The organism is Paenimyroides baculatum (assembly GCF_008629655.1).
Classification (GTDB): domain Bacteria; phylum Bacteroidota; class Bacteroidia; order Flavobacteriales; family Flavobacteriaceae; genus Flavobacterium; species Flavobacterium baculatum.
The window spans coordinates 38,149-64,485 of sequence record NZ_VWSG01000012.1; the positions used below are offsets into that span (position 1 = coordinate 38,149).

Genomic DNA, 26,337 nt, shown 5'->3' on the forward strand with positions numbered 1-26,337 from the left:
AAAAAAAATATTAGTAAGTTTGAAGTCTAAAAAACACACCTACCAATTTTACAAAATAGCTTTAAAAAGTTGCATAAAAAAGTAATATATATCGTTTTTAATTTGATCTTGATTCCGGGCGCACTGTCAAAGGTTTCGGCACAAGAATTCCCTCATGTAAACAAGCGCTTAAATATTGAAAGTAAGAAAGATACACTTCCAAAAACACCTATTACGACTGCAACTTTAGATACCGTAAACCCTGTTAAAAACGACAGTATTAAACCTAAACAAGGGCAAAAATTAGAAGCACCAATGTTTAGAACTGCCAAAGATTACGAAAAGCTAGATCAGAAAAATAAAAAGGTTACGTTGTACAATCAGGCAGTTTTTAAGTATCAGGATTACGAACTTACGGCAGGAATCATTATTTATGATTATGAAAAGGAAGAAGTTTATGCCGGCAGAATTAAAGATTCGTTAGGTAATTTAACACAGCATCCCGTTTTTAAACAAGGAACGCAAATCGTTGAACCAGATTCTATTCGTTTCAACACAAAAACAAAAAAAGCGATTGTTTGGAACACCCGAACAAAATATCAGGATTTTAATGTTAAGGCTGCAAAAACCAAAAAAGTAAACGATTCGGTTTACTTTATGAAAGATGTAATTTTTACAACTGCAGAAGATATTGAGAATCCGGAATACTATTTCCGAACATCGAATGCTAAATTTGTTCCTAACAAAAAAATTGTAACCGGAGTTACCAATTTGGTTATCGAAGATGTACCAACACCTATTGGTTTGCCGTTTGCTTTTTTTCCTTTATCGCAAGGATCAGTTTCCGGTTTCATTATTCCATCATTTGGTGATACCAATTTACGCGGTTACTATTTACAGAACGGTGGTTATTATTTTGCGTTTAACGACATGGTTGATTTAACCTTATTGGGCGATGTTTACCAAAACGGAAGTAATGCTTTAAATGCGCAATCGCAATATCGTAAAAGATACAAATACAGCGGAAATCTTAATTTAAGATACGAAACATTAATTGACGGCGAGCGTGGTTTTGATAATTATCAGAAAGCTAAAATCTATAACATCCAGTGGAGTCATTCGCAAGATGCAAAGGCAAACCCAACATCACGTTTTTCTGCATCGGTTAACTTGGGTAGTAGTAACTATTTCCGTAACTCGTTAAACACGCAGAACATCGGATCAAACATGAATAACACCTTATCATCATCGATAAGTTATTCAAAAACAATACAATCTGTTCCGCAGGTAAATTATACGGTTTCTGCAAATCATACCCAAAACACCAATACGCAGCAAATTACCATGTCTTTGCCAAATGTGCAGGCAAGTGTTGATCGTGTGTATCCTTTTGCTCCAAAAAACGGTTCTAAAAAAGGATTTATTCAAAATTTAAACCTACAATATAATTTAAGTGGTAGAAATCAAATTCAAACCACAGATTCATTGTTCTTTAAATCGGCAATGTTTAATGAAATGGATGCCGGAATTCAACATACCATTCCATTAGCTACCAACTTTAAAGTATTAAAATACCTGTCGGTTACCATGACGGGAAGTTATAACGAAACTTGGGTTTTAAATACGTTTGACCGTTTTTACAGTAACGAAACCAATCAGGTTGAGACAGTAAGAAATAATGGTTTTGATAGTTACCGTACTTATAATTTTGGAGCAAATGTTGGAACTACCTTGTATGGAACATTTAATTTCAACAAAAACTCTAAAATTCAGGCAATTCGCCACGTAATTCGTCCGGCGGTTTCTTATAACTACACACCGAGTTTCAATCAATATTACGACACGTATGCTATTGATGCATTGGGAACTACCATGGAAGAATATTCGCGTTTTCAGGGAACTTTGTTCGGCGAACCTAACAGAACTATGTCTAACATGGTAGGTTTATCGGTAGGAAATAATTTTGAAGCAAAAGTTCGTGACGATGAATCTGCAACGGGCGAACCTAAAAAAGTAATGCTTTTAAATTCACTGAATTTTGGTACATCGTACAATTTCACTGCCGATTCGTTAAAGCTGGCACCACTTAGAATGAGTGCTAACACCAATTTACTGAAAGATAAATTACAACTGAATTTTGGTACAACTTTAGATCCGCTGGCTATTGATAATGCTGGCAACAGAATTGATAAATTTAACATTGCAAACGGCGGAAGTTTGTTGCGCCTTACAAGTGCCAATATTACCGTAAATTATTCTTTAGCAAGTACCGATCCTTTGTTTGGCGGAAGCCCTAATCCTGAAGACGAAGTAGATCAAAATGTACAAAACGGTGGTCGTGGAGATGATTTGTTCGGGCAATCGGTTGATTTAGCAGACAGACAAAAATCGATGTTTGATGATAAAAAACGTGAAAAAACAAAAACATCTTTTTACAATACTGAAATTCCTTGGGATTTAACCTTAGCATGGAGTTTAACCTACAACAATGCACGCCGTACATCAGAAATTACAAATAATTCGCTGATGGTTTCCGGAAATGTAACACTGTCACCGGGTTGGTTGGCCGGTTTTTCTACGGGATACGATTTTAAAAATAAAGGTATTACTTATACGCAATTGCGTTTTGAGCGTGATTTAAAATCATGGCGAATGGATTTTTCTTGGATTCCGAACGGATACTACAAACAGTGGAACTTTTTCATCGGAATTAAATCGTCGATCCTACAAGATATCAAATACGAAAAAAGAAATGCTGCCGAACGCCGTTTCAGAAACAGATAATTTCATAACTTTAAGCTATTCGTTTTTAGTTCTAACTTAATATACATCAAATGAAAAAAATAATCAACTCATCAAAAGCACCTGCTCCAATTGGTCCGTACAATCATTCGGTTATGGTAGGCGATTTACTTTTTATATCGGGACAAATTCCTTTTAACCAAGCAACTGAAAATTTGGTAACAACGGGAATTCAAGACGAGACCAAACAAGTAATGCAAAATCTTTACTATATTATTGAAGAAGCCGGACTGACTTTTGACCATGTTGTAAAAGCAACTATTTTTATTAGAAACATGGATCATTTCAGTATGATTAACGAAATATACGGAAGTTTCTTTTCTGCCGAAACAGCTCCAGCTCGTGAATGTGTTCAAGTTGAAAAACTACCACGAAACGTAAATATTGAAATTTCTATGATTTTGCATAAATAAAAAAACGTCGAACTTAATGTTCGTCGTTTTTTACTTCCAAAGCAATCGTGCTTTATCTAAATCTTCTTTAGTGTCAATACCTACCCCTGTGTGGTTTGTTAATACCATTTGTATAGTTCTGCCGTATTCTAAATAACGTAATTGTTCTAGTTTTTCAGTGGCTTCCAAACCTTTCATTTCCCATTTGGTAAAATCTAAAAGGGCATTTTTTCGGTAAGCATAAACGCCTATGTGCTGATAATACGGAACGTAACTTTTACCATCTCGCGGAAAAGGAATAGCAGCTCGAGAAAAATACAATGCTTTTAAGTTTTGATCTACTACAACTTTTACGTTGTTCGGATTATTGATTGTTTCCAAATCATTAATTTCAAACATTAAAGATGCCAGATCGATTTTTTGTTCGATATCTTTCTTAAAAATACCGATTAAACTTTCCAGATTTTCTTTGTTTACAAAAGGCTCATCACCCTGAACATTTACTACAATATCACAATTTATATTTTCGATCACTTCTGCAATACGGTCGCTTCCGCTTTCATGAGAATCGCTGCTCATTACCACATTTACGTTGTGCTGTTTTAGTAAATCGAAAATAATTGGGTGATCTGTTGCAACCAAAACCTCATCGAACAACTGCGTTGCAACTGTTGCCACATATGTTTGAACTACAACGGGTTTTCCGCCTAAATCTTGAACCAATTTGGCAGGAAATCTTGTAGATGCATACCTTGCCGGAATTACTGCTATTATTTTTAAATTATTCATTGAAAAAATCGTCGTTAAATCCTATTAAATAAACTTTTTCTTTTGCTCGTGTTAGTGCTGTGTACAACCAACGCATATAATCTTTACTGATACCGTCTGGCAAATAAGGCTGCTCTATAAAAACAGTATCCCATTGTCCACCCTGCGATTTATGACAGGTTACCGCATAAGCAAACTTAATCTGTAAGGCATTAAAATATTCGTTATTCTTAACTTTTTGCATTCTGCGGAACGCCGTTATTTCGTCTTGATAGTCTAACAAAACTTCCTGATACAGTTTGTTAGATTGTTCGTACGTTAAACTTGCCGATTCGGAATGCAACGTATCCAACAAAACAATGGTATCAAACGCAGGCATATCGGGATAATCAATCATGCGGACTTTTACCGATGCAAACCTGAAACCGTACAATTCATGATGTTTGTAAATCTGCATAACCTCCATAACATCGCCATTGGCAATAAAATCGGTTACTTTTGAATCTTTCAGCCAAAAATAATTATTTTTTACAACCATTATGTAATCGCCCGCACTAATTTCGCTTTCGTTGTCTAAAACTCGAGTTCTAATTTGCTGATTGTACTGATTGGCGCGTTTGTTAGATCGAACAATAAAAATAGTTTCTTCGGATCCTTTTTTTGAAAAAGCATCGGTAATGGCATCAAGCGTTTCGTATCCGTCTTGTAATCGAATAATATCTTTAAAAGGTTTTATATCAAACTCAAAATAATCGTAAAATTCTTGTTGTAGCTGCTCGCGTAATTCGGTTGCATTGTACAAAATTCCTGAATCTTCTTCCTGACGCATTACTTCGGTCAATTCAATAAAATCGACTTTCATGTGATAATTCAATGCCAGTTTACTTTCGTTCAAAGCCGGGCTTTCGTTCATTCCCACAGGTGGTAACTGCGCGGTATCGCCCACAATAATCAGTTTGCAATTTTGACCAGAATAGACGTAATACAGCAAATCATCTAGCAACGAACCGTGCGTATACATGGTGGCATCGGTCACATTATCTGAAATCATAGATGATTCATCGACAATAAAAATGGTATTTTTATGTTTGTTTGCCTGCATGGTAAACGCCATGCCCAGATTTTTATCTTTTTTAGGATAATAAATTTTTTTGTGAATGGTAAATGCCGGCTGTTTTGCGTAATTTGAAATGACTTTTGCAGCTCTACCTGTTGGTGCCAGCATTACGTACTTTTTATTTACATGCGGCAACTGATTTACCAAAACCGACAATAACGTGGTTTTACCGGTACCGGCATATCCTTTTAAAACAAAAATTTCGTCTTGATTATCGTTTAAAACAAACTGCGAAATCTTTTTTAAAAAGGCATCTTGTTTTAAGGTAACATCAAACGGAAAGCTGTTTTTTAGCTGCAGATAAAATTCGGTAATCGTCATTTTTATAAAACGGGGTTTTCACAAAGATACTATTAATCAACAAAAAAATTGTACTTTTGAACCTTATACATTTGATGATTATGTTGAACGAATCGTTTCAAAAATTATACATACAGGTATCGTTACAAAATTTTAGTTACTGCGTTAAAAATCAGGTAAACAATCAGGTTATTCAGCTTAAATCGTTTGCTTTGGACCCTTACAAAACCATTGAACAGCAGTTAGATGTTTTTTTTGATAAGGAAGAAGCGTTGCAAGCAGGTTTTCAGGATGTTTTGGTTTTGCACGACAATAACTTAAACACGTTTGTGCCTACGGCTTTGTTCGATGAAACTTCGTTAGGAAGCTATTTGCAGTATAACACAAAGGTTTTCCCAACAGATTATTTCGATTTTGATTCGCTAACGCAACAACAAATGGAAAACATTTATGTGCCGTATGTTGCTTTTAACAATTACTTTTTAGATGTATTTGGCAGTTTTAATTTTCAGCACCTAAACACCAGTTTGGTTCATCATTTTACAGGAAAATCTGCCAATAACAATTCGGTTGAATTTTTTGTTCATGTTGACGAAAATCATTTTGAAATAGTATTGCTTCAAAACAAAAAACTGTTGCTTTTTAACAGTTACGAATATCAAACCAAAGAAGATTTTATCTACTATATTTTATTTGTATTTGAACAGTTACAGCTTAACACGCAAACTCAAATTGTAAAATTATACGGCAATATTACGCCCGAAAGCGATTTGTACCAGATTGTGTATAAATTTATACGCAACGTAGAAGTTGCTAATTTACAAACCATTGCTCAAACACTTTCTGTAACCACCGAACAATTACAACAACATTACATTTTACTGCACGCATGAGAATAGTTTCCGGAAAATTTAAAGGTCGACGCATAACGGCTCCCAAAAATCTGCCCGTTCGTCCTACTACCGATTTAAGTAAAGAGGCACTTTTTAACATATTAAACCACCAATTTTCGTTTCACGAATTAAAGGTTTTAGATTTATTTGCCGGAACGGGCAACATTAGTTACGAGTTTGCATCGCGCGGTGCCGAACCTATTACCTGTGTTGATACCGATCTGGGCTGTGTGAATTTTATTAAGAAAACATCGCAGGAATTTGGAATGGATATTACCGCGATTAAAAGCGATGTTTACAAGTTTTTAGAACGCAGTAAAGTTAAATACGATATTATTTTTGCTGATCCGCCTTACGATTTTTCCCAAGAACAGTTTGATAAGATTTATCAGTTGATTTTTGAAAACGATTTACTGCAAGAAGACGGTTTGCTGATTATTGAACATTCTGCCGGACAAACAAAAATGGAACATTTGGAACATTTTAACAACAGTAGAAAATACGGTGGATCTGTTTTTTCGTTTTTTGAATACGAACAAGTAGAATCCGATGATGATGATCATTTTGACGACGATGAGTACGATAACGAAGAGGAATAGATTTCCTCTTTTTTTGTATATTTAATTCTGAAAAAATCCAATTATGAATTTAAAAAAGTCTATTCTCAACATACATTTAGTGGCTGTCTGCTTTTTATTCTTAAATTTCATTCTGTACATAGAAATTGATTATTCTATAAACTATTACATTAAAATTATTTTAAAGGGAATACTTATATTAACTGGTGCTTCATTAATTTTTTTATACAAGAAAAAAACAGTTCTACTTTATTTGTATTCTATAATTTATATGTTCTTTAGCATCTTAGTGATATTAAACTATTCGTTTTTTAAAAGATTCGATATTTTAAATATTTTAAACGAAAGAAATTATAACGAAAATGGATTAGCTCTTTACAGACAATTCACTTATTATAAATTAGAATGTTTCTATTTTTTGGTATACAAGAAAGAATACTTTCTTCTTGAGAAAAAGTTAGGCTACATAAATACCGCTGAAAAAATTTCGAATGATACACATGAATTAAAATTGGTTGGTAGTAAAATAGTTATAAAATCAGATGGAACTTATTATAATGAATCAAAAGATAGTATCGAAAATGCTGATTTAATATTACATTATCAAATTACACAAGATCCTTTTTAAAAATAAACCCCTCACTTTAAAAGTGAGGGGTTCTACTTATTTACAACACATCATTAATAATACTGTCAACAATTTCTGGGTTTAAAAGCGTACTTGTATCGCCTAAATTAGAAAGGTCGTTATTGGCGATTTTTCTTAATATTCTTCGCATAATTTTGCCTGATCGTGTTTTTGGTAATCCTTCTACAAACTGAATTTTATCTAATTTTGCAATTGGTCCAATTTTATCGGAAATCTGCTGGTTAATTTCTTTTCGTAAATTATCTTGATTACGGTATTCGCCTGTTTCCTTCAACATCACAAAACCGTAAAGCGCGTTTCCTTTAATATTGTGTTCAAAACCAACAATAGCCGATTCTGCCACCGCCGGATGTTCGTTAATCGCATCTTCAATCGGAGCCGTAGTAAGGTTGTGCCCCGATACAATAATTACATCATCAACCCTACCCGTGATTCGGTAATAACCAACCTCATCTCTAAAAGCGCCATCGCCGGTAAAATATTTGCCTTTGTATGTAGAAAAATAGGTTTCCTTGTAACGCTCATGATCGCCCCAAATAGTTCGGGCAATTCCAGGCCACGGAAATTTAATGCAGAGCTTACCATCTACCTGATTTCCTTTAAGTTCATTCCCTTCATCGTCCATCAAAGCAGGTTGAACACCAATAAACGGCAACGTTGCGTAGGTTGGTTTTGTTGGCGTTACAAACGGAATTGGAGAAATTAGAATTCCACCGGTTTCTGTCTGCCACCAAGTATCAACAATCGGACTGTGTTTTTTACCGATATTGTCGTTATACCAGTGCCACGCTTCTTCGTTGATAGGTTCACCAACAGATCCCAAAACTTTTAATGACGAAAGATCGTACTTTTCAACATATTCCAAACTTTCTTTTGCTAATGATCGAATGGCAGTTGGAGCCGTGTAAAAAATGGAAACTTTATGTTTTTCAATTGTTTCCCAAAAACGACCAAAATCGGGATAACTCGGCACACCCTCAAACAAAACCGTTGTAGCACCGTTTGCCAGCGGACCATAAACAATGTAACTGTGTCCGGTAATCCAGCCAATATCGGCGGTACACCAGAAAATATCATTTTCTTTATATTGAAAAATATTTTTAAAAGTATAAGCTGTGTAAACCATGTAACCTGCCGATGTATGTACCATTCCTTTTGGTTTACCGGTTGATCCTGAAGTATATAGAATAAACAACGGATCTTCGGCATCCATAATTTCAATAGGGCAATCGGCTTCGGCTTCATCCAACAAAGGCTGCAACCATAAATCTCTTCCCTGTTGCATTTCAACCTGTCCATCGACACGCTGTACAACTAAAACTTTTTCTACAGAATCGCATTTTTTCAAAGCATCATCAACAATTTCCTTAATATTTATTGTTTTTGAACCACGGTACGATTTATCTGAAGTGATGACAATTTTACTAGAAGAATCATTGATACGAGCTTCTAAAGCCGATGATGAAAAGCCTGCAAACACTACGGAATGTATCGCACCAATTCGGGCACAAGCCAATAAAGAAACAGCCAATTCTGGAATCATTGGCAGATAAATACACACACGATCGCCTTTTTTAATGCCTTGCTGTTTTAAAACGTTTGCCATTTTACAAACCCTGTTGTACAATTCCTGATAAGTAATGTGCTGTACCGGTTCGTTTGGATCATTCGGTTCAAACAAAATTGCGGTTTTATTGGCACGCGTTCTTAAATGACGGTCGATACAGTTTTCTGCAACATTCAGTTTTGCACCTTCAAACCATTTCACTTCCGGAGTTTCAAAATTCCAACTTAAAATATTATCCCATTTTTTGTGCCATACAAAATGTTCTTCTGCCAATTCTTCCCAAAAACCTTCCGGATTATTGATCGATTTTCTATAGATATGATAATACTCTTCGAAGTGTTTGATATGATAATTACTCATGATTTAATTTTTTTGATGTGATTAATTTAGATTTTATGTTGTTTGTAAACTTGTATAATTTCGTTTATGATTTCAGGATCATCAATGGTTGACGGTATCGTATATTCTTTTTTGTCGGCTATATCGCGTAATAATTTCCGAAGAATTTTTCCTGATCTTGTTTTTGGCAATCGATCTACAACAATTACCCGCTTTAAGGTTGCTATGGTTCCAATGTTCGATCTTATTTTAGCAATTACTTCTTGTTCAATAACCGATTCTGCAACATCGTTACCCGCTTTTGTAACAACTAATGCTAAAGGAGTTTGACCTTTAATTTCATCATGAATTCCAAAAACAGCGCATTCTGCGACCATGTTGTGCGATGATATGACTTCTTCCATTTCTGCTGTTGACAATCGATGCCCCGCTACATTAATAACATCGTCAACCCTTCCCGTAATGTAGAGGTATCCTTCAGAATCTTTAAAACCGCCATCGCCTGTAAAATAATATCCGTTAATTTGTTCCAGATAGCCCGAAAAGAATCGTTCTTCATTGTTCCAAATTCCCATTAAAGTCCCAGGTGGCAGTGGTAATTTTACTACTACAAATCCTTCTTTATCATCAGGAAGCTGGTTTCCTTCTTCATCAACAATCTGAATATCAAATCCGCAGACAGGTTTTGCAACCGATCCGTATTTTATCTTTACATCATCAATTTTTGTCATGATAGATGCCATTGGCCAACCCGATTCTGTTTGCCACCAATGATCAATAACCGGTCGGTTTATTTTCTGCGTAAGCCATTCTACAGTAGCGGTATCACTGCGTTCGCCAGCCAAAAAGAAGTAATTTAAAGAAGACAGATCGAAATTTTCTAGCATCAATCCATCGGGATCTTCCTTACGAATTGCCCGAATTGCAGTAGGTGCAGCAAAAACAGATTTTACGTTGTATTCACTGATTATTCGCCAAAAAGCAGATGCATCGGGTGTTTTAACGGGTTTTCCTTCAAAAAGTACCGTCGTATTTCTGTTAAGTAAAGGTCCGTAAACAATAAAACTGTGCCCTACAACCCAGCCAACATCGCTTGCTGCCCAAAAAACTTCGCCTGGTTTTACATTGTAAATATATCCCATGCTGAATTTTAAGGCAGTTGCATAACCGCCGGTATCGCGCACAATACCTTTAGGTTTGCCGGTAGTGCCCGAAGTATGTAAGACATACAGCGGATGATTCGCCTCTACAATCACTGGATCAATTTCACTGGAAGCAGTTACCAGAGATTTGTAATCTATATCGTATTCTTTATCAGGTACAACAGCGCCTAAAAGTCTTTTAAAAAGAATAACGTATTGTGGTTTGTGCGTTGCAAGTTCAATGGCACTGTCAACAAAAGGTTTATAAGGAAGAATACGGTCAACCTCAACTCCGCTTGATGCCGTTAAGATAACCTTTGGTTTGCAGTCATCAATACGCACAGCCAGCTCGTTAGGCGCAAATCCACCGAAAACAACGGTGTGTGTAACGCCTAACCTTGCACAGGCAAGCATTGAAAAAACTGCTTGAGGTATCATAGGCATGTAAATTAATACGGTGTCGCCTTTTTGCACGCCCATTTTATGTAATCCGCCAGCCAAACGAGCAACTTCAGAATGCAGTTCGTTGTAGGTAATAGTGCGTTTACGGTTTGTAACAGGCGAATCGTAAATAACGGCAATTTCTTCCCCGTAACCGTCTTCAATATGCTTATCAATACATAGATAGCTCATATTAAGCTTGCCGTCTGCAAACCATTGCGGATAATTCTGCTTGTTTGATAAAATAGTTTTGGGAAACTGATGCCAAGAAATTTTCTGCGCTTGTTCTTGCCAAAAAGCTTTTGGATTTTCGATACTTTTTTTATAAAAATCGCGATATACTTCCATACAAATAGAGTAAAAAAGTTACTATTTAACGATAAAATTTAGATAAGAAAATCTAATGCTAAAGAGTTTTAGCACTACAAAGAGAATTTTTTATCTGAATATCATATCATTAGTTAATTAAACGTGTTTTATTTTGCACACAAAACAAACTTAATTAAGCAATTCATTGATTTCAGTAATCATTTTTTTAAGCGAAAAAGGCTTGGTTACATAACCTACAGCACCCAATTGTAATCCTTTTTCAATATCTGCGGGTTTATTTTTAGCCGAAAGAAAAAGCACTTTAACAGATGCTAATTTTTCGTTTTCTTTAATTTTTTGCAATGTTTCGTATCCGTCAACATTCGGCATCATAATATCTAACAAAACCAAATCGGGAACTTTCTTTTTTAAAATATCCAAAGCTTCCTGACCGTCTCTGGCTACAAATACTTCAAATCCGTTTTTTTGAAGTGCATACTCCAACGACATTATGATATTTGGTTCGTCATCAACAATTAAAATCTTTTTCATTTTGGTAATTTTACAAGGAAACGTACGCCTTTACTTTTTTGTTCTGCCCAAATAGAACCTTTATGACTTTCCACAATATGTTTGCAAATCGATAATCCGAAACCACTGCCAACAGGCTTTTTTGTGGTTTGATTTTTAGACTGATAGAACTTATCAAAGATAAACTCAAAATCTTCTTCGGGAATACCTTTTCCGTTGTCTTCTACCGAAATTAAAACGAAATCATCTTGTTCTGATAAATTGATTTCGATATGACCATTAACCGGTTCTACAAACTTTATTGCATTTGTAAGCAAGTTACTAAAAACTTGTAAAATACGATCGTCATCATAAACGAAAAACAAAGATTTAACATTATTTTGTATTGTGATTTGCTTGTCTGTTATCGACTGATCTACAAAATGAATGGCTTTTAAAACGGTTTCAAGAATATTATTGTTTGAAAGATCAAGTTCTTCACGACCATTCGCCAGTTTTTCTAAATCTAAAATATTGTTTATCAGCTTTGTAAGTCGGTTGGTATCATCAACAATATTGTTCAGGAATTTCTGTTTTAAATCTGCAGGCATTTCATCATCGAACATCAATACTTCTGCCGATGCTTTAATTGCAGTGATCGGCGTTTTTAATTCGTGTGCAACAGTATCCAGGAAATCATCTTTCTGTTGATCTTTAACGACCAATTCTTCATTTACCGATTTTAATTCTTGCGTAAGTTGTGTTAACTGATCAGATTTTTCTTTAAGAAACTTATTGGTACTTATGGTTTCTTTACTTTCTTCTAAAATCTTTAAAATTTCGGTTAAACTTACAGGTTGTTCTTTTATTACATTACTAATCAGTATTTTAGATGATGTACTACCAATGATTCCTGTAAGTAGTTTTTCTGAAAAGTTGATGAATTTAGCATCTGCCTTTACGGTATTTTTCGGAATTTTATTCTTGGCAAAAAACAAGTTTATGGCTCGGTTTGTTTTCTCAATTCCTAAAAATTTTTCTAAAACATTACGAATATCAGCCACATACGCTTCGCCTTTCCAAACGTAAGCTGTTTCTGAAAACAGCGCAAAATCGTTGGAGTTCGACACAAAAAGTTCGGCATAATTTCGTTCACGGTAACTGCCTTTTACATACATAGATCCAACCAAATACATCACAACATTCACCGTCATACTCCAGAAAAAAGCGTTGGTTGTGGGTGTTAAAAAGTTCAATCCGAATAAATTATAAGGTTTTAAAAGTGCGATACCAAACGGTCCGTTTTCTGTAAAATGATAATTGTTAAAAATGGCATCGCAAATAAATGGAACAATCAATGTATAAACCACGGTAAGAAATCCGAAGCAAATCCCTAAAATAGCCCCTACCGAATTACCTTTTGTCCAGAACATTCCAATAAAAAACGATGGAGCCAATTGTGCAATTATAACGAAAGAAATGTATCCGATGGAAAATAAAGTAATTTCGATTGAAAAATTAAAATAGAAGATATATGCCAGAATAATCAGCGTGAAAATTGAAAACCGACGTATGTTTTTGATGTATTTGGTATTTTCTTCGGGATTGTTTTTGTTGAATGTTTCCAAAAATCCGTACGGAATAATCAGCGAGTTACTAACCATGTTCGATAGTGCCACTGTTGAAACCACAACCATTGAAATTACTGCCGATAATCCGCCAATAAAAACCAATAATGCCAGCCAAAAAGAATCGTATTTTAAGGGTAACAAAAGCGTGTAATAATCAGGGTTTACTGCTGATGAATCGAAATTAAGATTTCCTGCCCACGCAATATAAATCACAAACAAATTAAACAACAAAAGATACAATGGAAATAACCAGATAGCTGTTTTTAAATGATATTCCCGATCGTTTGAAACCACACTCATTTGAAACTGGCGCGGCAACAGAAAAATAGCAATAAACGAAATAGCGATCATGTAAAACATGTTCACGCCTTCTGTTAAACTGCTTATGGTGCTTAATTTGTAAACATCGAACGAGGCGTTTGCCTGTTGAAACAAATCGGTTGTTCCATCGTAAATAAAAAAAGTTGCGTAAACGCCAATTACGATGAAAATCAATAATTTAACTAATGATTCTATTGCAACTATGAAAACAATTCCACGGCGTTTATCGGTTGTATCGGTAGTTTGAGTTCCGAAAAAAGTAGCGAAAAGTGCAATTAAAACTGCGATGTAAAAAGTGGTATCTTCAAAAAGAAAAATCCTTTTAACATTAGTTTCGTTGGTAATAATCTGAAAGGTTTCTGATATCGCTTTTAGCTGTAACGATATATACGGAATAATTCCCAACAAACAGATTACGGTTACCAATGCACCTATAAACCGGTGATTTCCGTAACGAAGCGCAATAAAATCGGCAATTGACGATATTTTTTGATACTTTACAATTCGCAGGATCTTTCGTAAAACATAAACCCACAAAGGCGCTGCAATTACAGGTCCCAAATAAGTTGTAAGAAAGCTAATGCCGCTTGTTGCTGCAATGCCCACACTTCCATAGTACGTCCACGCAGAACAATAAACGCCTAACGAAAGACTGTAAACATACGGGTTGTTTACCCATTTGCTGTTAACATTTTTATCGGACCATAAGGCAATTAAAAATAAAACGCCAAAATAAACCAATATGATTATGACCAGTAAATAGTTACTCATAATATTTTTTTAGCGTGTAATAAGACCATACAATTACCAATAACCAAATAGCAAAGATGGCTAAATAAAAGACAGGAATTCCTAAAACGGCTGCTTTGTGATTAAACATAAAAATCATTGGCACGTTAAGTACCATAAGCAGAAACAGTGAAATTAAAAGGAATTTTTGTTTGTGTCTTTTTTTCATGGAACTAAATATAAAACAATTTACAATTCAATTCAAGCAGATAAGATCATTTTATAAACATAAAGAAAGAACAGTACAAATGCACTGTTCTTCTTATCCAAAAAATTAAAATAAATAATAACGTTTACAGCTTTTTATCGCTGTATTCGTTGCACAAGGCGTAATATCCAAAAACAATTAAACCTAATGTAATCAAAGGCATTAACACGAACAGAATAATGATTCCAAAAACAACTCCGTCTTGCGTACCCGATATTAAACGCGGATAACCAAACTGAATCATAAGATACGCTGTTACAACGCCTAATAATATCCAGACAATTCCTAATATTCTTTTTATTGCTTCCATAATATTCTATTTATCAGTGTATTTAGTAACTTTTTTATTGATGTAGATGAATCCGATAATGAAACTTATTGCTCCAACAATTATCGGATACCATAATCCTTCGAGGAAAAATTCCGCATTACCTGTTTTTTGCGCATTTGCCACGAAATAGGTTGATATTGCCGGAAGTAATCCTCCGAAAATTCCGTTTCCAATGTGATAAGGTAATGACATGGAAGTATATCGAATTTTAACCGGGAACATTTCAACCAAAAATGCTGCAATGGGACCGTAAACCATTGTTACAAAGAATACTTGAATGAATACTAAAAATACGAGTTTCCATTTGATTGAACTTGTAATTAAAACCGATTTTTTAACTTGTTTGTCAACATCGCCGCTTTCTGTTAGTTTTGCTACACCATCTTTTAAATGAACCGTTGTAGTTTCGCTGTATTCTGTTCCATCAGTATAAAACTTTTTCACTTTATAGATTGAATCTGAAACTGCGTTTGTAGTTTTAATTTCTGCTGATGCAATACGTTTGTCAACCATTTCGGTTTTAATATTGGTATCGGTACTTGCATACATTGCCCGATAAATTGGTCGGTACGATAAAATTGCGATCAACATACCGGCTAATAATATAGGTTTTCGTCCTATTTTATCACTCAACCATCCAAAGAAAACAAAGAAAGGTGTTCCCAAGAGCAGTGCAATACCGAGCAATCCATCTACCTGATTAGAATCGACAAACATCACCGTTTTTATATAACTCATGGCGTAAAACTGACCCGTGTACCAAATTACACCCTGACCCATTGTTGCCCCAAAAAGTGCCAACAATACAAATTTTAAGTTGTATCGGTTTCCAAAACTTTCTTTTAACGGATTGGTACTTGTTTTTCCTTCTTTTTTCGCTTTAGCAAATTCCGGAGATTCGCTCATGTTTTTACGGATCAGATATGAAACATAAACCATTACGATTGATAACCAGAAAGGTACGCGCCATCCCCAAAGATCAAATTGTTCTTCGCTCATTAACGAACGAGTGATTAAAATTACGATTAACGAAATAAATAAACCCACCGTTGCAGTTGTTTGGATCCATGATGTCCAAAAACCACGTTGTCCTTTTGGTGCGTGCTCTGCCACATAAGTTGCTGCACCTCCATATTCGCCACCAAGTGCCAAACCTTGTAACAATCGCATGATCAATACAATAACTGGCGCAATAAAACCAATAGATTCATAACTTGGTACACAACCAATTACAAATGTTGCACCGCCCATTAGCATTAAAGTAACCATGAAGGTATATTTTCTTCCGATCAAATCTCCCAATCGTCCAAAAAACAAGGCACCGAACGGACGTACTACGAATCCTGCTGCAAAAGTTGCCAATGTTGATAAAAATGCCGCTGTAGGATTTTCTGATGGAAAGAATTTTGTTGACAACACAATTGCCAAACTTCCAAAGATGTAAAAGTCGTACCATTCTATTAATGTTCCCATAGATGAAGCCATAATTACACTCCAAATACTACTTTTCTTAGTTTCGGTATTATTCATATTTTATAGTTTTAGTTTGTTGATTTTTTATAGATAGATCATTGCCTGAAGTGTTACAATGTCTCTTTTTACTGCACCAAAGTCTTCGTGCGAATATTCTAAAGTAAGTTTTGAATTGTTGCCCTTTAAGTAGATGTTTGTTCCAACATTAAAAATATTTCGGTTGTCATCTATAGCATCGTAACTGTTTAAAGATACCGATGTGTACGGCTGTAATTTTGTCTTTTTACCAATGGTTGCCGGAATTAAATATCCAACATGACCATACGTCATACTACCCGTTCCGTAAGCGTTGTACAGATAATTTGTGCCGTAATCGTTATTCTGATACGTGGCATAAGCCGTTAAAGCCGCACCGTTTTCGCCTATCGGAGCATCGTAAAAAGCATCAACAGCAAATATGTTTACGTTCTCTCCTTTTACCTCATTGTTTTCAAGGATTGCAGCTCCCGAAGGATGTGTAAAAAATCCGGCACCTACATTAAATACTTTTTTTGCTCCAAGATATGTTCCTACCTTATAAGGCAAAAAGTTCGACTCCATATCCAAGAAATTATATTCGAAATATCCTGCGTATGTTTTACCTGCGTCTTTAGATCCTAATAATTTTCTTCCACCATAAACAGCTTGATTTGCAACAGCTTCGCGGGCATCTAAACTATTGGTAATGGCATCGTTAACCGAAACTCGGTAATGAAATTTACCAAATTCACCCTTTGCATAAAATCCCAAATGACGTGCAAACTGATCAGACAATCCAAGCGTAGCCCAAGACTGTCGGTTATTATCCATCGTCAAAAAGTTTAAAGTTCCCTGATTGTTTAAGCGCGAAATCCCGTTGTAGTAATGCAATCCGCCACCTAAATGATGCGTTTTAGCGATTTTATATTGTGCCGTTACATCGTGTAAAAAGAATTGAGAAGCTTCTCCCGTTCCTGTCGGTGTAAGATTATTGGCGTTTAAACTGTTTAACCCCAAATGTGTAAGAATTAAAAAATCGTCGCTAATTTGAGCATATAAAATAAGCCTGGCTCTGCGCAAATTAAAGTTTGTTTTGCTTTGATCTTCGGCAACACTGTTATTATGCGATGCTTGAACCTGCGCCCAAGTTATCAGCCTGAAATAGCTGCTTCCCTCCTCGTTAAGTTTCACTTTTAAACCGCCGTTGTAATCAGGAGCCGCTTGTGAATACATTTGAGAAGAAAACAGCGCTAGGGCAATTCCTAATAAAATCTTTCTTTTCATAATAAAAAGTTTATACTGTTTTAAGTTTGATTTGTGTGCAGTACGAACTTCTTATTTTTTTTAGTTTTGATAAAAAATAGTATACATATCTGTTAAATTTATATATTAATCCTTAAAACGCTCCCATTTTATCAGCATAAACTTGTCACCTAACTCAGTCACAATAACACCAGATCCTTTCACATTTTTAGGATCACTGAAATACTTACTCAATTCACTAGCATTAAGTATTTTATACGTTGGATGATACTCCGAATTATACGGTCGTTTTATGTTGTATTTCTTTACCCAGTTCATGATTGTAACGTGCGAAATACCTAAAATACGTTCTATTTCTCGATACGTTAAACCTTCTAAATAAAGTTGTAATGATTTGTTTACATAATAGTCATCAATCTGTTTTCCCAGCTTGTTTACCGTAAAAAAATAATTACATTTTTTGCACTTAAACCGCTGACGTTCGTTAACAATACCAGCCTTTACAAAGGTATTTGAACCACAATTTGGACATGAATTTTGTTTCATATATATTATTTTAGCATAAATACATTAATTTAGCACAATATACAAAATACAAATAATAAAAATTAAATAAAAAGAAATAAAAAAAACATATACTATAAATTTTTAAATGATATTTTACATTTATATCAATAAAAAACACACTTTAATTAATTGATATAAAATATATATTGTATATATAATCAGTTCTATTATCAAAAAGCCATATTACTCTTTGTATTTTTTGTAAATTAGTACTTCGCTTAAAAATTCAATTTCCTTTTAATGTAAAAAGATTATGAGAAACCACCTGTTAATTATATCACTTATAGCATCAACCTTTAGTAGCATGGCACAAGAATTAAAAAAAATAAGATATACAGATGAATTAGCAACTCATGAAGCTGAAGTTAGTATTCAAAAGCAAAATGCTCCATCGGTTTTAATACTTCCAGCTTGGATGGGAATTGATGATGAAGCCCGTACCGCAGCTAAAGATTTAGCAAAAGAAGGTTACAATGTATTTATTACTGATGTTTATGGAAATACCGATACGCCAAAAGACATGGAAGCCGCAAAGAAAATATCGAGTTTTTATAAGGAAAACCCAGATAAATATCGACATAAAATTGAAATAGCAGTTAATGAGTTTATAAAATTAGGTGCTAATAAAAATAATACAGCAGTTATTGGCTACTGTTTTGGTGGAACCGGATCTTTAGAAGCTGCTCGTGGAAATATGAATTTTAAAGGTGTTGTATCAATTCACGGTAGCTTAAAAAAAGTTGATGCAACTTACAACACTATAAAACCTAAAGTATTGGTAATTCATCCCGCAGAAGATGCGTCGGTTTCCAAGCAAGACATTGATTTGTTTATGGATGAAATGCGAAAAGGCAAAGCCGACTGGCAGTTTTTCTATTACGGAAACAGTAAACATACCTTCACAAATCCACAATCTAAAGATTATAATGCGCTAATGACCGAACGTGCTTGGAAACATGTGAAATTATTTTTAGATGAAGTTTTAAAGTAAAAAAAGTAGACCTATAAGCCGGGTTCTGTACATCGCCAAAGGCGTGTCCTTATCATTTATCTATGTGCACGGTTACCTGTACACTTTATCTGCCTACCCTCCAACTTGCGCGAGCAGCACTTAGCGTTGGTTTACATGGCATTTCACCGAATAGAGTTTACCTGGTTTCACTACAGCCGAACTGTACATACTTTCTGTTGCACTTGTCCTCACCTCACGGCGGACGGGCGTTACCCGCTATTCTGCTCTATGGTGCCCAGACTTTCCTCTGACAAAAAGCCAGCGATAAGGCGGTCTACTTGCTGCAAAAGTACTACGAATATTTGTTTTATCCTTATAAATACCAACGCTTATTAAATTTTCTGTAAATTTGTTTAAAATACAAATTATGTCTTTTGATAAAATCACAGAATCTGAATCTAAATACAACCATTTAGAGCAGATGAGTGTTACAGATTTACTTACAAATATCAATAAAGAAGATCAAACGGTGCCTTTTGCCGTTCAAAAAGCAATTCCACAGATCCAAGCTGCTGTTACCAAAATTGTATCGCAACTAAAAAATGGCGGTCGACTGTTTTATATCGGTGCAGGAACATCGGGCAGATTGGGAATTGTTGATGCTTCGGAATGTCCGCCAACTTTTGGTGTTGATTATGATAAAGTCATTGGATTAATTGCCGGCGGTGATACTGCTATTAGAAAAGCGGTTGAAAATGCCGAAGATAATTCCAATCAAGCTGAAATAGATTTAAAGGAATATCAGATCAATTCGAACGATTTTGTTATCGGAATCGCAGCATCTGGAACAACTCCGTATGTTTTAGGCGGATTAGATTTTTGCAAGAAAAACAACATTCCTACAGGTGGAATTGCCTGTAATGCTGAAAGTCCGTTAGCGCTGGCAGCAGATTTTCCAATGGTAGTTGTTGTTGGATCAGAATTTGTAACCGGAAGCTCTCGCATGAAAGCAGGAACTGCTCAAAAACTGGTTTTAAACATGATTTCTACTGCAACAATGATTCAGTTGGGGCACGTAAAAGACAATAAAATGGTCGATATGAAACTATCGAACCATAAATTGGTAAACAGAGCCATACAAATGGTTATGAACGAACTAAATGTATCCGAAGAAAAAGCGACTGAACTTATAAATGAATACGGCAACGTACGTAATGCTATAAATAATTACACTGAATAATGACAACACCAAAAGCAGATAAAACCAAAATTTACAAAGGCTTACAAAAAGTTTTCATTGCCATACCATTGATGTTTGTTGGACCGATTATTATTTATTCGTCTTTTAAAAATCAGGAACATTTTTTATACTATCCCGTTTTAATTTTAGGATGTTTAATCTGTTTGTTTTCTATGTATTTATTTTTTAAGGGATTACGAACTTTAGTGAGCGGTTTATTTAACGATTAATTTATGAAGAAACTAATTTTACTGGCAATTCCGTTTTGTTTGATGGGTTGCTATAATCAAGAAAGAAATTGTGCAGATTTTAAAACAGGAAATTTTTTGTTTGAACAAGAAATAAACGGACAAAAACACACTTCTACATTTGTTAGAACTGATAAATATGAGATCGAAACTTACAACGGTAAAACCGATACAGCAAGCATTCGTTGGGTAAACGACTGTGAGTACATTCTGCAGAAATTAAATCCTAAAAATATGGCAGAGAAAAAAGCGGTACAAATGAAAATTCTATCTACAAACGAAAACGGATATACTTTTGAATACAGTATTGTGGGCGATTCTAATAAACAAAAAGGAGAAATTAAGAAGATAAGATAAATTTTTCTAATTGATTTTATCATTATTACATAACATGTACATGCGTTTTTTGAATGATTTTTTTTATATCTTTAATAAAAAGAATTGAATCATGAAAAAATTTGTAGTAATAGCACTTTTATTGACAGCAATTCCAGCTGTTCGTGCACAAGAAGTTAAAACCGACATTGAGATTGTTGATAAGGTTAAAACGGTTTTTATGACGGTTAACGCAGACCGCTTTCAAGATTTAAAAAGTTTTGACTGGCGTACTCATTTAACAAATGTGTTTAAAGATGTTCCCGAAGATGCAACGGTTGGTATTAGGGTAAATATCATGGCAAAACAGCTTACGAGCGACAGCACCACATTACCAAACAGGATGTCGTTACAGGAAATTGGAACAGCAAATAAACGCGAAGAAATCCTACGCAGTATTGTAAGTAAAGTACAACTGTTTATAGAAGACGAACAACAAGGAAATAATATAGATTAAAACAAAAAGCCGGAAATTAATTTCCGGCTTTTATATTGTTACATAATAAACATCTGTTGAATTACGGTTTACGTTTAAAACTTCAAAACCACCTTCTTCAGGAATTATTTCAACCAAATCAAATAGTTTACAGCTTTTTGGTAACCCTTTAAAAATCAAAGTAAATTCTAATGGTTTGTTAAATGGAATTAAAGTCCATTGCGGCGCAAAACTAATACCGTCTGCAAAAAGTAAATTGTATGTTTTACCTGTTTCCTTATCAATTAAATAAGTACTTTTCCATATTCTTGCGGCATCGCCAGCATCCATTGCATAAATAGAACAATGAATAATTACCTGCTGCTCTTCATTTTTTAACAGTAAAAGTTCGTTCTTTAATTCGCTACAAATTTCTACTTTTAAATCCTCTTCAAATAAAACACTCATAATATGTAAATAAAGCACAAAAGTATAAAAAAAAGCGATTCAAAAATTGAATCGCTTTAATATTCGGTTGAAAATTGGGGCTTTAACAGAACAGCTTTTAAGCTTTTTAAGGTTACTTGAAAGTACTGTAAATTCATAATATTAAAATGAAAAGTCTATTTCACAACCAAATAAAAAAGGCTACACAGTTGTGTAACCTTTTTTATTTATATCTTTTGATCTTATCAGAACATAGTGCTAACAGTAGAAAAGTCGTAGAGAGCAACCCTTGATACGCCATTGGCGTTTAAATAAGCAACAGCATCTAACAAATCCTGCTGTGTAGCAAAATCACTTACCCTTATTACCCATACATAATTATTTCCCAAGGTAGTTCTTAACAGCTGTGTGCGTGTCAATAATTTTTGCTGATCGGTATTTTCGTACGCCATTATGTATGCCGTAATGTTATTAGTGGCAAGAAAAGTTGCATTCTGTATAGGAAGATGCATTGGAATACTAACACTTAACTTCATATTTCGGGGGTCGCACCATTGTTTTGCCACATCATAAATACTATCCATGCGTGCAGTATAAAACGGGATATTTGCCTTATAATCAGCAAAGGTATGCGGTTCTATATTTAAATGAAGTCCTGGGAAATCATATTGTAACGTCTGCATTTTGGCTATTAATTTTTGCACTCCGTTGGCATCTTTTGCATAAGAATTCTCACTTAGCAAACGTGAAACGTGTATGCTCTGATTTTGTGCCTTGGTTAAAAAGTCGGTAATTTTAATTCCGTTAGTTCCAGGCGATAGCAACAACGTATCTATTCCATACTTATTTAACTGACTTAGAAGCGTATCGTTAACAGTTGATTCAAAAGCACTTTTCCACATATAGGTAGATCCTAAATTAAACTGTGGGTTTTTTAAGGCTTTTTTAAAGAAATAACTTGGAATGTTTAAAGGTACAGTTGTTTGAGTTGTTTTATAATACACTCTCACTGACTGTTTATAAGAAGGCGTAGCTCCTTCTTTTTTAAACTTTACAGAACGTTCTACTAAAACCGAACCTCCTGCTGCAAACGAGGTTGCTGTATAAATACTTGCAATTAAACAAAGGAATAGTCTCATCATATATAATATTAAAATTTTGTAACAAATAACGGCTAACAATCATAAAAATAACATTTTTTATGTTATTACAGATGTGCTGCAAATTTAGAGGATTTAATGGTTTTAGGCTGATAAAAAAGTATTATAAATTTTGAATTTTATCAAGTAACTGGGGATGTGGCGGTTATTAATACATTTGTTATTGTGATAGGTCGATTAGTGAAGACTTTTGTGTTAGATATTTGTAAGGGGAAACGGATAATAATGATGTGGTGACTAGCTGCAAAAGGGTCACATGTGATATAGCAAAAAACAAGGTTTTTGAGAACATTTAATAAGGATGAAAAATTATTTTAAAATTCTCACCAATTTCAAATAATTTTTCAATTTTTACAATACATTTACATACACTTATGCAAAATAAAAATTAACGCTTTACATAGTCATTATTTTAATTATGCAAACAAATGAAACTACCTTTTTTTAAGACAAAGACGAATGTTTCCAAACTTTCGGAAACAGAAAAAAATGATTTGAATACACAAATATTAAATCGTTTGCAGCACGAATTAAAAGCAACTTCAGATTTGATAAACATTGTTTATAACTTTACCAGCGAAAATGGTCGTAAAGGAGATATATTTGCTTCAAAGATGGCAGAAGTTGGCGACGGTGTTACCTACTTTGTAAATAAAGACAAAAAATACCAGATTTTAGGACGAACAGAAAAATTAAGATGTAGTGAACATGAGATTGCACAAAATCTTTTTGCAAAAATTGAAATGGCAATTAAATACAACTGTGTTTTAACCGAATGGAATATTACTACGGAAAATAAATGCACAGGTAGGAATTGGTAATAATAATATACTAGGTATGAAGTGACCAGATATAGAGAATTCTAATTCTATATTTTTATACAGATTACTTCGTTTGTTCGACCTTTGATCTTGAGAAACAGAATAAAAACGATATATTTTTCTGATAACATTTAAAATTTATAGAGATCTTTGAATGTAATTCATTAGGTTATTTTCAATGAAAATAAAAAAGGTTTAACCGTTAACGGTTAAACCTTTTTAGTAAAATAACTTATAAAATATATTAATTTATTTTGATGATATTTAAACCGTTACGACCGGTTGCCACAAAAAGTAATCCGTTGTCTGCATATATGTAGTTAGCAGATTCAGCCAGGTTGAAGTGGCCTACCACGTTGAACGAATTTTTGTTTAACACGATAACACCGTCTGCACCGTTTGCCAAATATAAATAACAATCGTTAACTGCCACACCGTTTGTGTAACCGTTTTGTTTAAATACTTTTGAACCGTTTACACGATAATCGTTCGGTACAAAATGGCTTACCAGACTACCGTTCTGTAAAGAGAATTTAGCAACACCTTTATCGCTTAAAGCTACATATACATACTCATCGTCCATGGTTATTACGTTTTTACCATCTTGTACGGTTTGTGCCAAGGTTGGGTAACGGTATTCCTGAGGATTTGTACCATCGATATTAGCTATTCTTAAATAAGCACCACTGCCTTCAACTGCGAAGAATGCCTGATACGTTCCGTTCTGAGCCACATATTTGGCTCTTGCACCCTGACTGTAGAACTGATCTGTTACTGCAAAACCATTTGCCGGATCTAATTTAAAGAAACCACCATTGTTTGCACCTGCTACCAACCATAACATATTGTTGTGAACAAAACTATTTTTACCGGTTATACTTGGAAGTTTATGTGTAGTAAATACAGACAAATCGTTTGTATTGAATGCACCAGCAGTTAAAGGTGTGGTCATTAAACGAGAACCTGCATTGTTACCACCTACCGCATAAACTTTACTGCCACTAACATCGATTCCGTTGAATTCTGCATTGTTGAAATCGGCCTGTGCCGTTAACGAAGCTGCCTGCTGATTCTGAACATTAAAGATACGAACCGAGCCGTTTGCTGCATCACCATAAACCTCATCGTTTGTATGATATGATACATACGCATTACCGTTTACAACCTTAACATCGGTTGCACTTAATACTGCCCCGTTAACTGTTGGACTTTGAACTGTTGCAGCCAGTGTAAACTGTAACACACTGTCGTCACAAGCAGCTAAGCCACGTTGTGGAGTACAGCTGTTTGATGCGATAAACGTATTGGCATTTAAAGTAACATCGCTGTTTATTTTACTGCTGTATATTGTTGCTGTGGTATTGATATCGATTTTTCCTTCGAAAGCCGGTGTAGCATTCATATTGCCTATAGTTGCAGCATTTGAAATATCGATACGTGCAAAACCGTTTGAAGTATTTTTTATTTTACCGTCTACCGTGATGTTTCCACCCGTGATATCGGTAAGCGATCCTGTAGCCAAAACAAGGTTACCCGAACCGTTAATATGGAAACCTGCTTTAAAATCTGCAAATCCGCCATTATTAAGTGCTGCATTTAACTGAGTAAAACCATTGAATACCATACTGCAGTTGTTGTTAACAACCGAACTGCCGTTAAGGCTTAACTGTTGTGTAAAAACCAGTTCACTAAAGTTGTTTACTGTACCATCTACCGTTTGTGTAGTATATGTTACGTTACCATAATTATTAAGTGTTGAACCTGCATTTAAATGAAAGTTTGCAGTAGACTGGATATTTCCTGAAGGAGCAACATCTACTACTCCACCGTTAGGTACATTCAACCAGTTAGATCCACCTAAATTACCCAAAATAATAAGTGTACCGGCACCGTTGAAATTAATCCCACCCGTAAAAGTTGTGTTTGCAGGTATATAATATTTATCACCAGAATTAATGGTATACCACTGATTACCTGTTAAAGCAACAGCATTTGTTAAATCGGGCTGGTAGCTGTTTACCGTTTTAAGAGCCTGTGCTACTGCCTGTGATTGTGATGCGTCTGAAAATCTGTTAAACGTTATTCGTGAATTTTTTAAAGACATGTAATTTCCAAGTAATTTGCTGCCGTAGGTAAGTTTCATTTCTGAATTACTTAGCACACCACTTTCTTCCTGAGAAGCAGTTGCGTCTACGTTGTCGTCACTTGAACAGCCTGCTACCGTAATTAATAGCGAAGCCGCTAAAAAGCCCAATTTCAATTTATTTTCAATCATATTTACTATTTGTTGTT

Annotated in this window: 24 protein-coding genes and 1 other RNA gene; 11 read left to right on the top strand and 14 right to left on the bottom strand. The window is 34.7% G+C overall.

Annotated features, from left to right (window positions below; genetic code table 11):
• The first annotated feature begins 69 nt into the window (after positions 1-69).
• Positions 70-2,763 carry a putative LPS assembly protein LptD gene (locus tag F0460_RS13630; protein WP_190304160.1) on the top strand — a complete coding sequence of 898 codons (2,694 nt, stop codon included), beginning with the start codon at positions 70-72 and terminating at the stop codon, positions 2,761-2,763.
• 50 nt (positions 2,764-2,813) lie between these two features.
• Positions 2,814-3,194 (top strand): Rid family detoxifying hydrolase, encoded by a 381-nt coding sequence (locus tag F0460_RS13635; protein ID WP_150014168.1) that lies wholly within the window; start codon positions 2,814-2,816, stop codon positions 3,192-3,194.
• A 30-nt stretch (positions 3,195-3,224) separates the two neighbouring features.
• On the opposite strand, the gene kdsB is transcribed toward F0460_RS13635, so the two are convergent.
• Together kdsB and F0460_RS13645 are read right to left on the bottom strand one after the other, a co-directional pair.
• Positions 3,225-3,962, bottom strand: coding sequence for a 3-deoxy-manno-octulosonate cytidylyltransferase (gene kdsB / locus F0460_RS13640; protein WP_150014170.1), 738 nt, complete (start codon positions 3,960-3,962; stop codon positions 3,225-3,227).
• On the bottom strand, positions 3,955-5,379 hold the full coding sequence (locus F0460_RS13645; RefSeq protein WP_150014172.1) for an ATP-dependent DNA helicase: 1,425 nt from the start codon (positions 5,377-5,379) through the stop codon (positions 3,955-3,957). Before F0460_RS13645 ends, kdsB begins: the two co-directional genes overlap by 8 nt.
• 56 nt (positions 5,380-5,435) lie before the next feature.
• On the opposite strand from F0460_RS13645, the gene F0460_RS13650 reads away from it, so the two are divergent.
• From F0460_RS13650 to F0460_RS13660, 3 genes are read left to right on the top strand one after another with little or no spacing between them, the layout of a single operon-like run.
• The gene (locus F0460_RS13650; protein ID WP_150014174.1) at positions 5,436-6,251 is read left to right on the top strand and encodes a DUF3822 family protein; all 816 of its coding nucleotides are present in this window, start codon (positions 5,436-5,438) and stop codon (positions 6,249-6,251) included.
• Positions 6,248-6,850, top strand: a complete 603-nt coding sequence (rsmD, locus tag F0460_RS13655; RefSeq protein ID WP_150014176.1) for a 16S rRNA (guanine(966)-N(2))-methyltransferase RsmD — start codon at positions 6,248-6,250, stop codon at positions 6,848-6,850. Before F0460_RS13650 ends, rsmD begins: the two co-directional genes overlap by 4 nt.
• Positions 6,851-6,893: 43 nt before the next feature.
• On the top strand, positions 6,894-7,457 hold the full coding sequence (locus F0460_RS13660; RefSeq protein WP_150014178.1) for a hypothetical protein: 564 nt from the start codon (positions 6,894-6,896) through the stop codon (positions 7,455-7,457).
• 40 nt (positions 7,458-7,497) lie between these two features.
• Here F0460_RS13660 and acs read toward each other — a convergent pair whose 3' ends face one another.
• The 8 genes from acs to F0460_RS13705 form a co-directional block, all read right to left on the bottom strand.
• Positions 7,498-9,405, bottom strand: a complete 1,908-nt coding sequence (acs, locus tag F0460_RS13665) for an acetate--CoA ligase (RefSeq protein ID WP_150014180.1) — start codon at positions 9,403-9,405, stop codon at positions 7,498-7,500.
• A 26-nt stretch (positions 9,406-9,431) separates the two neighbouring features.
• Entirely contained in the window at positions 9,432-11,315 is a 1,884-nt protein-coding gene (locus tag F0460_RS13670; protein ID WP_150014182.1) for an acetate--CoA ligase, read from the bottom strand.
• A gap of 150 nt (positions 11,316-11,465) precedes the next feature.
• Positions 11,466-11,828, bottom strand: a complete 363-nt coding sequence (locus F0460_RS13675; protein WP_150014183.1) for a response regulator transcription factor — start codon at positions 11,826-11,828, stop codon at positions 11,466-11,468.
• A complete protein-coding gene (locus tag F0460_RS13680) occupies positions 11,825-14,509 on the bottom strand; it encodes an ATP-binding protein (RefSeq protein WP_150014185.1) in 2,685 nt (894 codons plus the stop codon). The genes F0460_RS13675 and F0460_RS13680 overlap by 4 nt, the downstream gene beginning before the upstream one ends.
• A 311-nt stretch (positions 14,510-14,820) precedes the next feature.
• On the bottom strand, positions 14,821-15,045 hold the full coding sequence (locus F0460_RS13690) for a DUF6814 family protein (protein ID WP_150014189.1): 225 nt from the start codon (positions 15,043-15,045) through the stop codon (positions 14,821-14,823).
• Between the two features lie 6 nt (positions 15,046-15,051).
• Positions 15,052-16,596: an MFS transporter gene (locus tag F0460_RS13695; RefSeq protein WP_150014191.1), complete on the bottom strand. Its 1,545-nt coding sequence runs from the start codon at positions 16,594-16,596 to the stop codon at positions 15,052-15,054.
• 27 nt (positions 16,597-16,623) lie between these two features.
• Positions 16,624-17,841, bottom strand: coding sequence for a hypothetical protein (locus tag F0460_RS13700; protein ID WP_150014193.1), 1,218 nt, complete (start codon positions 17,839-17,841; stop codon positions 16,624-16,626).
• Positions 17,842-17,946: 105 nt separating this feature from the next.
• Positions 17,947-18,366, bottom strand: coding sequence for a transposase-like zinc-binding domain-containing protein (locus tag F0460_RS13705; RefSeq protein WP_150014195.1), 420 nt, complete (start codon positions 18,364-18,366; stop codon positions 17,947-17,949).
• 325 nt (positions 18,367-18,691) lie between these two features.
• Between F0460_RS13705 and F0460_RS13710 the strand changes: the two genes are divergently transcribed.
• The gene (locus F0460_RS13710; protein ID WP_223810823.1) at positions 18,692-19,378 is read left to right on the top strand and encodes a dienelactone hydrolase family protein; all 687 of its coding nucleotides are present in this window, start codon (positions 18,692-18,694) and stop codon (positions 19,376-19,378) included.
• On the opposite strand, the gene rnpB is transcribed toward F0460_RS13710, so the two are convergent.
• An RNA gene (gene rnpB / locus F0460_RS13715) (RNase P RNA component class A) lies at positions 19,377-19,680 on the bottom strand. The two genes, F0460_RS13710 and rnpB, sit on opposite strands and share 2 nt — an antisense overlap.
• An 86-nt stretch (positions 19,681-19,766) precedes the next feature.
• Here rnpB and murQ point away from each other — a divergent pair.
• The 4 genes from murQ to F0460_RS13735 all read left to right on the top strand — a co-directional run bounded on the left by murQ (position 19,767) and on the right by F0460_RS13735 (position 21,659).
• The gene (gene murQ, locus F0460_RS13720) at positions 19,767-20,579 is read left to right on the top strand and encodes an N-acetylmuramic acid 6-phosphate etherase (protein ID WP_150014199.1); all 813 of its coding nucleotides are present in this window, start codon (positions 19,767-19,769) and stop codon (positions 20,577-20,579) included.
• On the top strand, positions 20,579-20,809 hold the full coding sequence (locus F0460_RS13725) for a DUF6095 family protein (protein WP_150014201.1): 231 nt from the start codon (positions 20,579-20,581) through the stop codon (positions 20,807-20,809). Before murQ ends, F0460_RS13725 begins: the two co-directional genes overlap by 1 nt.
• A 3-nt stretch (positions 20,810-20,812) precedes the next feature.
• Positions 20,813-21,184: a DNA topoisomerase IV gene (locus F0460_RS13730; RefSeq protein WP_150014203.1), complete on the top strand. Its 372-nt coding sequence runs from the start codon at positions 20,813-20,815 to the stop codon at positions 21,182-21,184.
• Between the two features lie 91 nt (positions 21,185-21,275).
• Positions 21,276-21,659: a hypothetical protein gene (locus F0460_RS13735; RefSeq protein WP_150014205.1), complete on the top strand. Its 384-nt coding sequence runs from the start codon at positions 21,276-21,278 to the stop codon at positions 21,657-21,659.
• A 30-nt stretch (positions 21,660-21,689) separates the two neighbouring features.
• On the opposite strand, the gene F0460_RS13740 is transcribed toward F0460_RS13735, so the two are convergent.
• Positions 21,690-22,085 carry a hypothetical protein gene (locus F0460_RS13740; protein ID WP_150014207.1) on the bottom strand — a complete coding sequence of 132 codons (396 nt, stop codon included), beginning with the start codon at positions 22,083-22,085 and terminating at the stop codon, positions 21,690-21,692.
• Positions 22,086-22,309: 224 nt separating this feature from the next.
• Entirely contained in the window at positions 22,310-23,206 is an 897-nt protein-coding gene (locus tag F0460_RS13745) for a hypothetical protein (RefSeq protein ID WP_150014209.1), read from the bottom strand.
• Positions 23,207-23,652: 446 nt separating this feature from the next.
• On the opposite strand from F0460_RS13745, the gene F0460_RS13750 reads away from it, so the two are divergent.
• A complete protein-coding gene (locus F0460_RS13750) occupies positions 23,653-24,045 on the top strand; it encodes a hypothetical protein (RefSeq protein ID WP_150014211.1) in 393 nt (130 codons plus the stop codon).
• 244 nt (positions 24,046-24,289) lie between these two features.
• Here the strand turns inward: F0460_RS13750 and F0460_RS13755 are convergent, their stop codons facing one another.
• On the bottom strand, positions 24,290-26,320 hold the full coding sequence (locus F0460_RS13755) for an LVIVD repeat-containing protein (protein WP_150014213.1): 2,031 nt from the start codon (positions 26,318-26,320) through the stop codon (positions 24,290-24,292).
• Positions 26,321-26,337: the final 17 nt, after the last annotated feature.

Bases quoted from the DNA above. Each gene is read 5' to 3' on its own strand.
- F0460_RS13635 (WP_150014168.1), top strand. From the start codon at position 2,814: ATGAAAAAAATAATCAACTCATCAAAAGCACCTGCTCCAATTGGTCCG.
- kdsB (WP_150014170.1), bottom strand. From the start codon at position 3,962: ATGAATAATTTAAAAATAATAGCAGTAATTCCGGCAAGGTATGCATCT.
- F0460_RS13645 (WP_150014172.1), bottom strand. From the start codon at position 5,379: ATGACGATTACCGAATTTTATCTGCAGCTAAAAAACAGCTTTCCGTTT.
- rsmD (WP_150014176.1), top strand. From the start codon at position 6,248: ATGAGAATAGTTTCCGGAAAATTTAAAGGTCGACGCATAACGGCTCCC.
- F0460_RS13660 (WP_150014178.1), top strand. From the start codon at position 6,894: ATGAATTTAAAAAAGTCTATTCTCAACATACATTTAGTGGCTGTCTGC.
- acs (WP_150014180.1), bottom strand. From the start codon at position 9,405: ATGAGTAATTATCATATCAAACACTTCGAAGAGTATTATCATATCTAT.
- F0460_RS13670 (WP_150014182.1), bottom strand. From the start codon at position 11,315: ATGGAAGTATATCGCGATTTTTATAAAAAAAGTATCGAAAATCCAAAA.
- F0460_RS13675 (WP_150014183.1), bottom strand. From the start codon at position 11,828: ATGAAAAAGATTTTAATTGTTGATGACGAACCAAATATCATAATGTCG.
- F0460_RS13680 (WP_150014185.1), bottom strand. From the start codon at position 14,509: ATGAGTAACTATTTACTGGTCATAATCATATTGGTTTATTTTGGCGTT.
- F0460_RS13690 (WP_150014189.1), bottom strand. From the start codon at position 15,045: ATGGAAGCAATAAAAAGAATATTAGGAATTGTCTGGATATTATTAGGC.
- F0460_RS13695 (WP_150014191.1), bottom strand. From the start codon at position 16,596: ATGAATAATACCGAAACTAAGAAAAGTAGTATTTGGAGTGTAATTATG.
- F0460_RS13700 (WP_150014193.1), bottom strand. From the start codon at position 17,841: ATGAAAAGAAAGATTTTATTAGGAATTGCCCTAGCGCTGTTTTCTTCT.
- F0460_RS13705 (WP_150014195.1), bottom strand. From the start codon at position 18,366: ATGAAACAAAATTCATGTCCAAATTGTGGTTCAAATACCTTTGTAAAG.
- F0460_RS13710 (WP_223810823.1), top strand. From the start codon at position 18,692: ATGGCACAAGAATTAAAAAAAATAAGATATACAGATGAATTAGCAACT.
- murQ (WP_150014199.1), top strand. From the start codon at position 19,767: ATGTCTTTTGATAAAATCACAGAATCTGAATCTAAATACAACCATTTA.
- F0460_RS13725 (WP_150014201.1), top strand. From the start codon at position 20,579: ATGACAACACCAAAAGCAGATAAAACCAAAATTTACAAAGGCTTACAA.
- F0460_RS13730 (WP_150014203.1), top strand. From the start codon at position 20,813: ATGAAGAAACTAATTTTACTGGCAATTCCGTTTTGTTTGATGGGTTGC.
- F0460_RS13735 (WP_150014205.1), top strand. From the start codon at position 21,276: ATGAAAAAATTTGTAGTAATAGCACTTTTATTGACAGCAATTCCAGCT.
- F0460_RS13740 (WP_150014207.1), bottom strand. From the start codon at position 22,085: ATGAGTGTTTTATTTGAAGAGGATTTAAAAGTAGAAATTTGTAGCGAA.
- F0460_RS13745 (WP_150014209.1), bottom strand. From the start codon at position 23,206: ATGATGAGACTATTCCTTTGTTTAATTGCAAGTATTTATACAGCAACC.
- F0460_RS13750 (WP_150014211.1), top strand. From the start codon at position 23,653: ATGAAACTACCTTTTTTTAAGACAAAGACGAATGTTTCCAAACTTTCG.
- F0460_RS13755 (WP_150014213.1), bottom strand. From the start codon at position 26,320: ATGATTGAAAATAAATTGAAATTGGGCTTTTTAGCGGCTTCGCTATTA.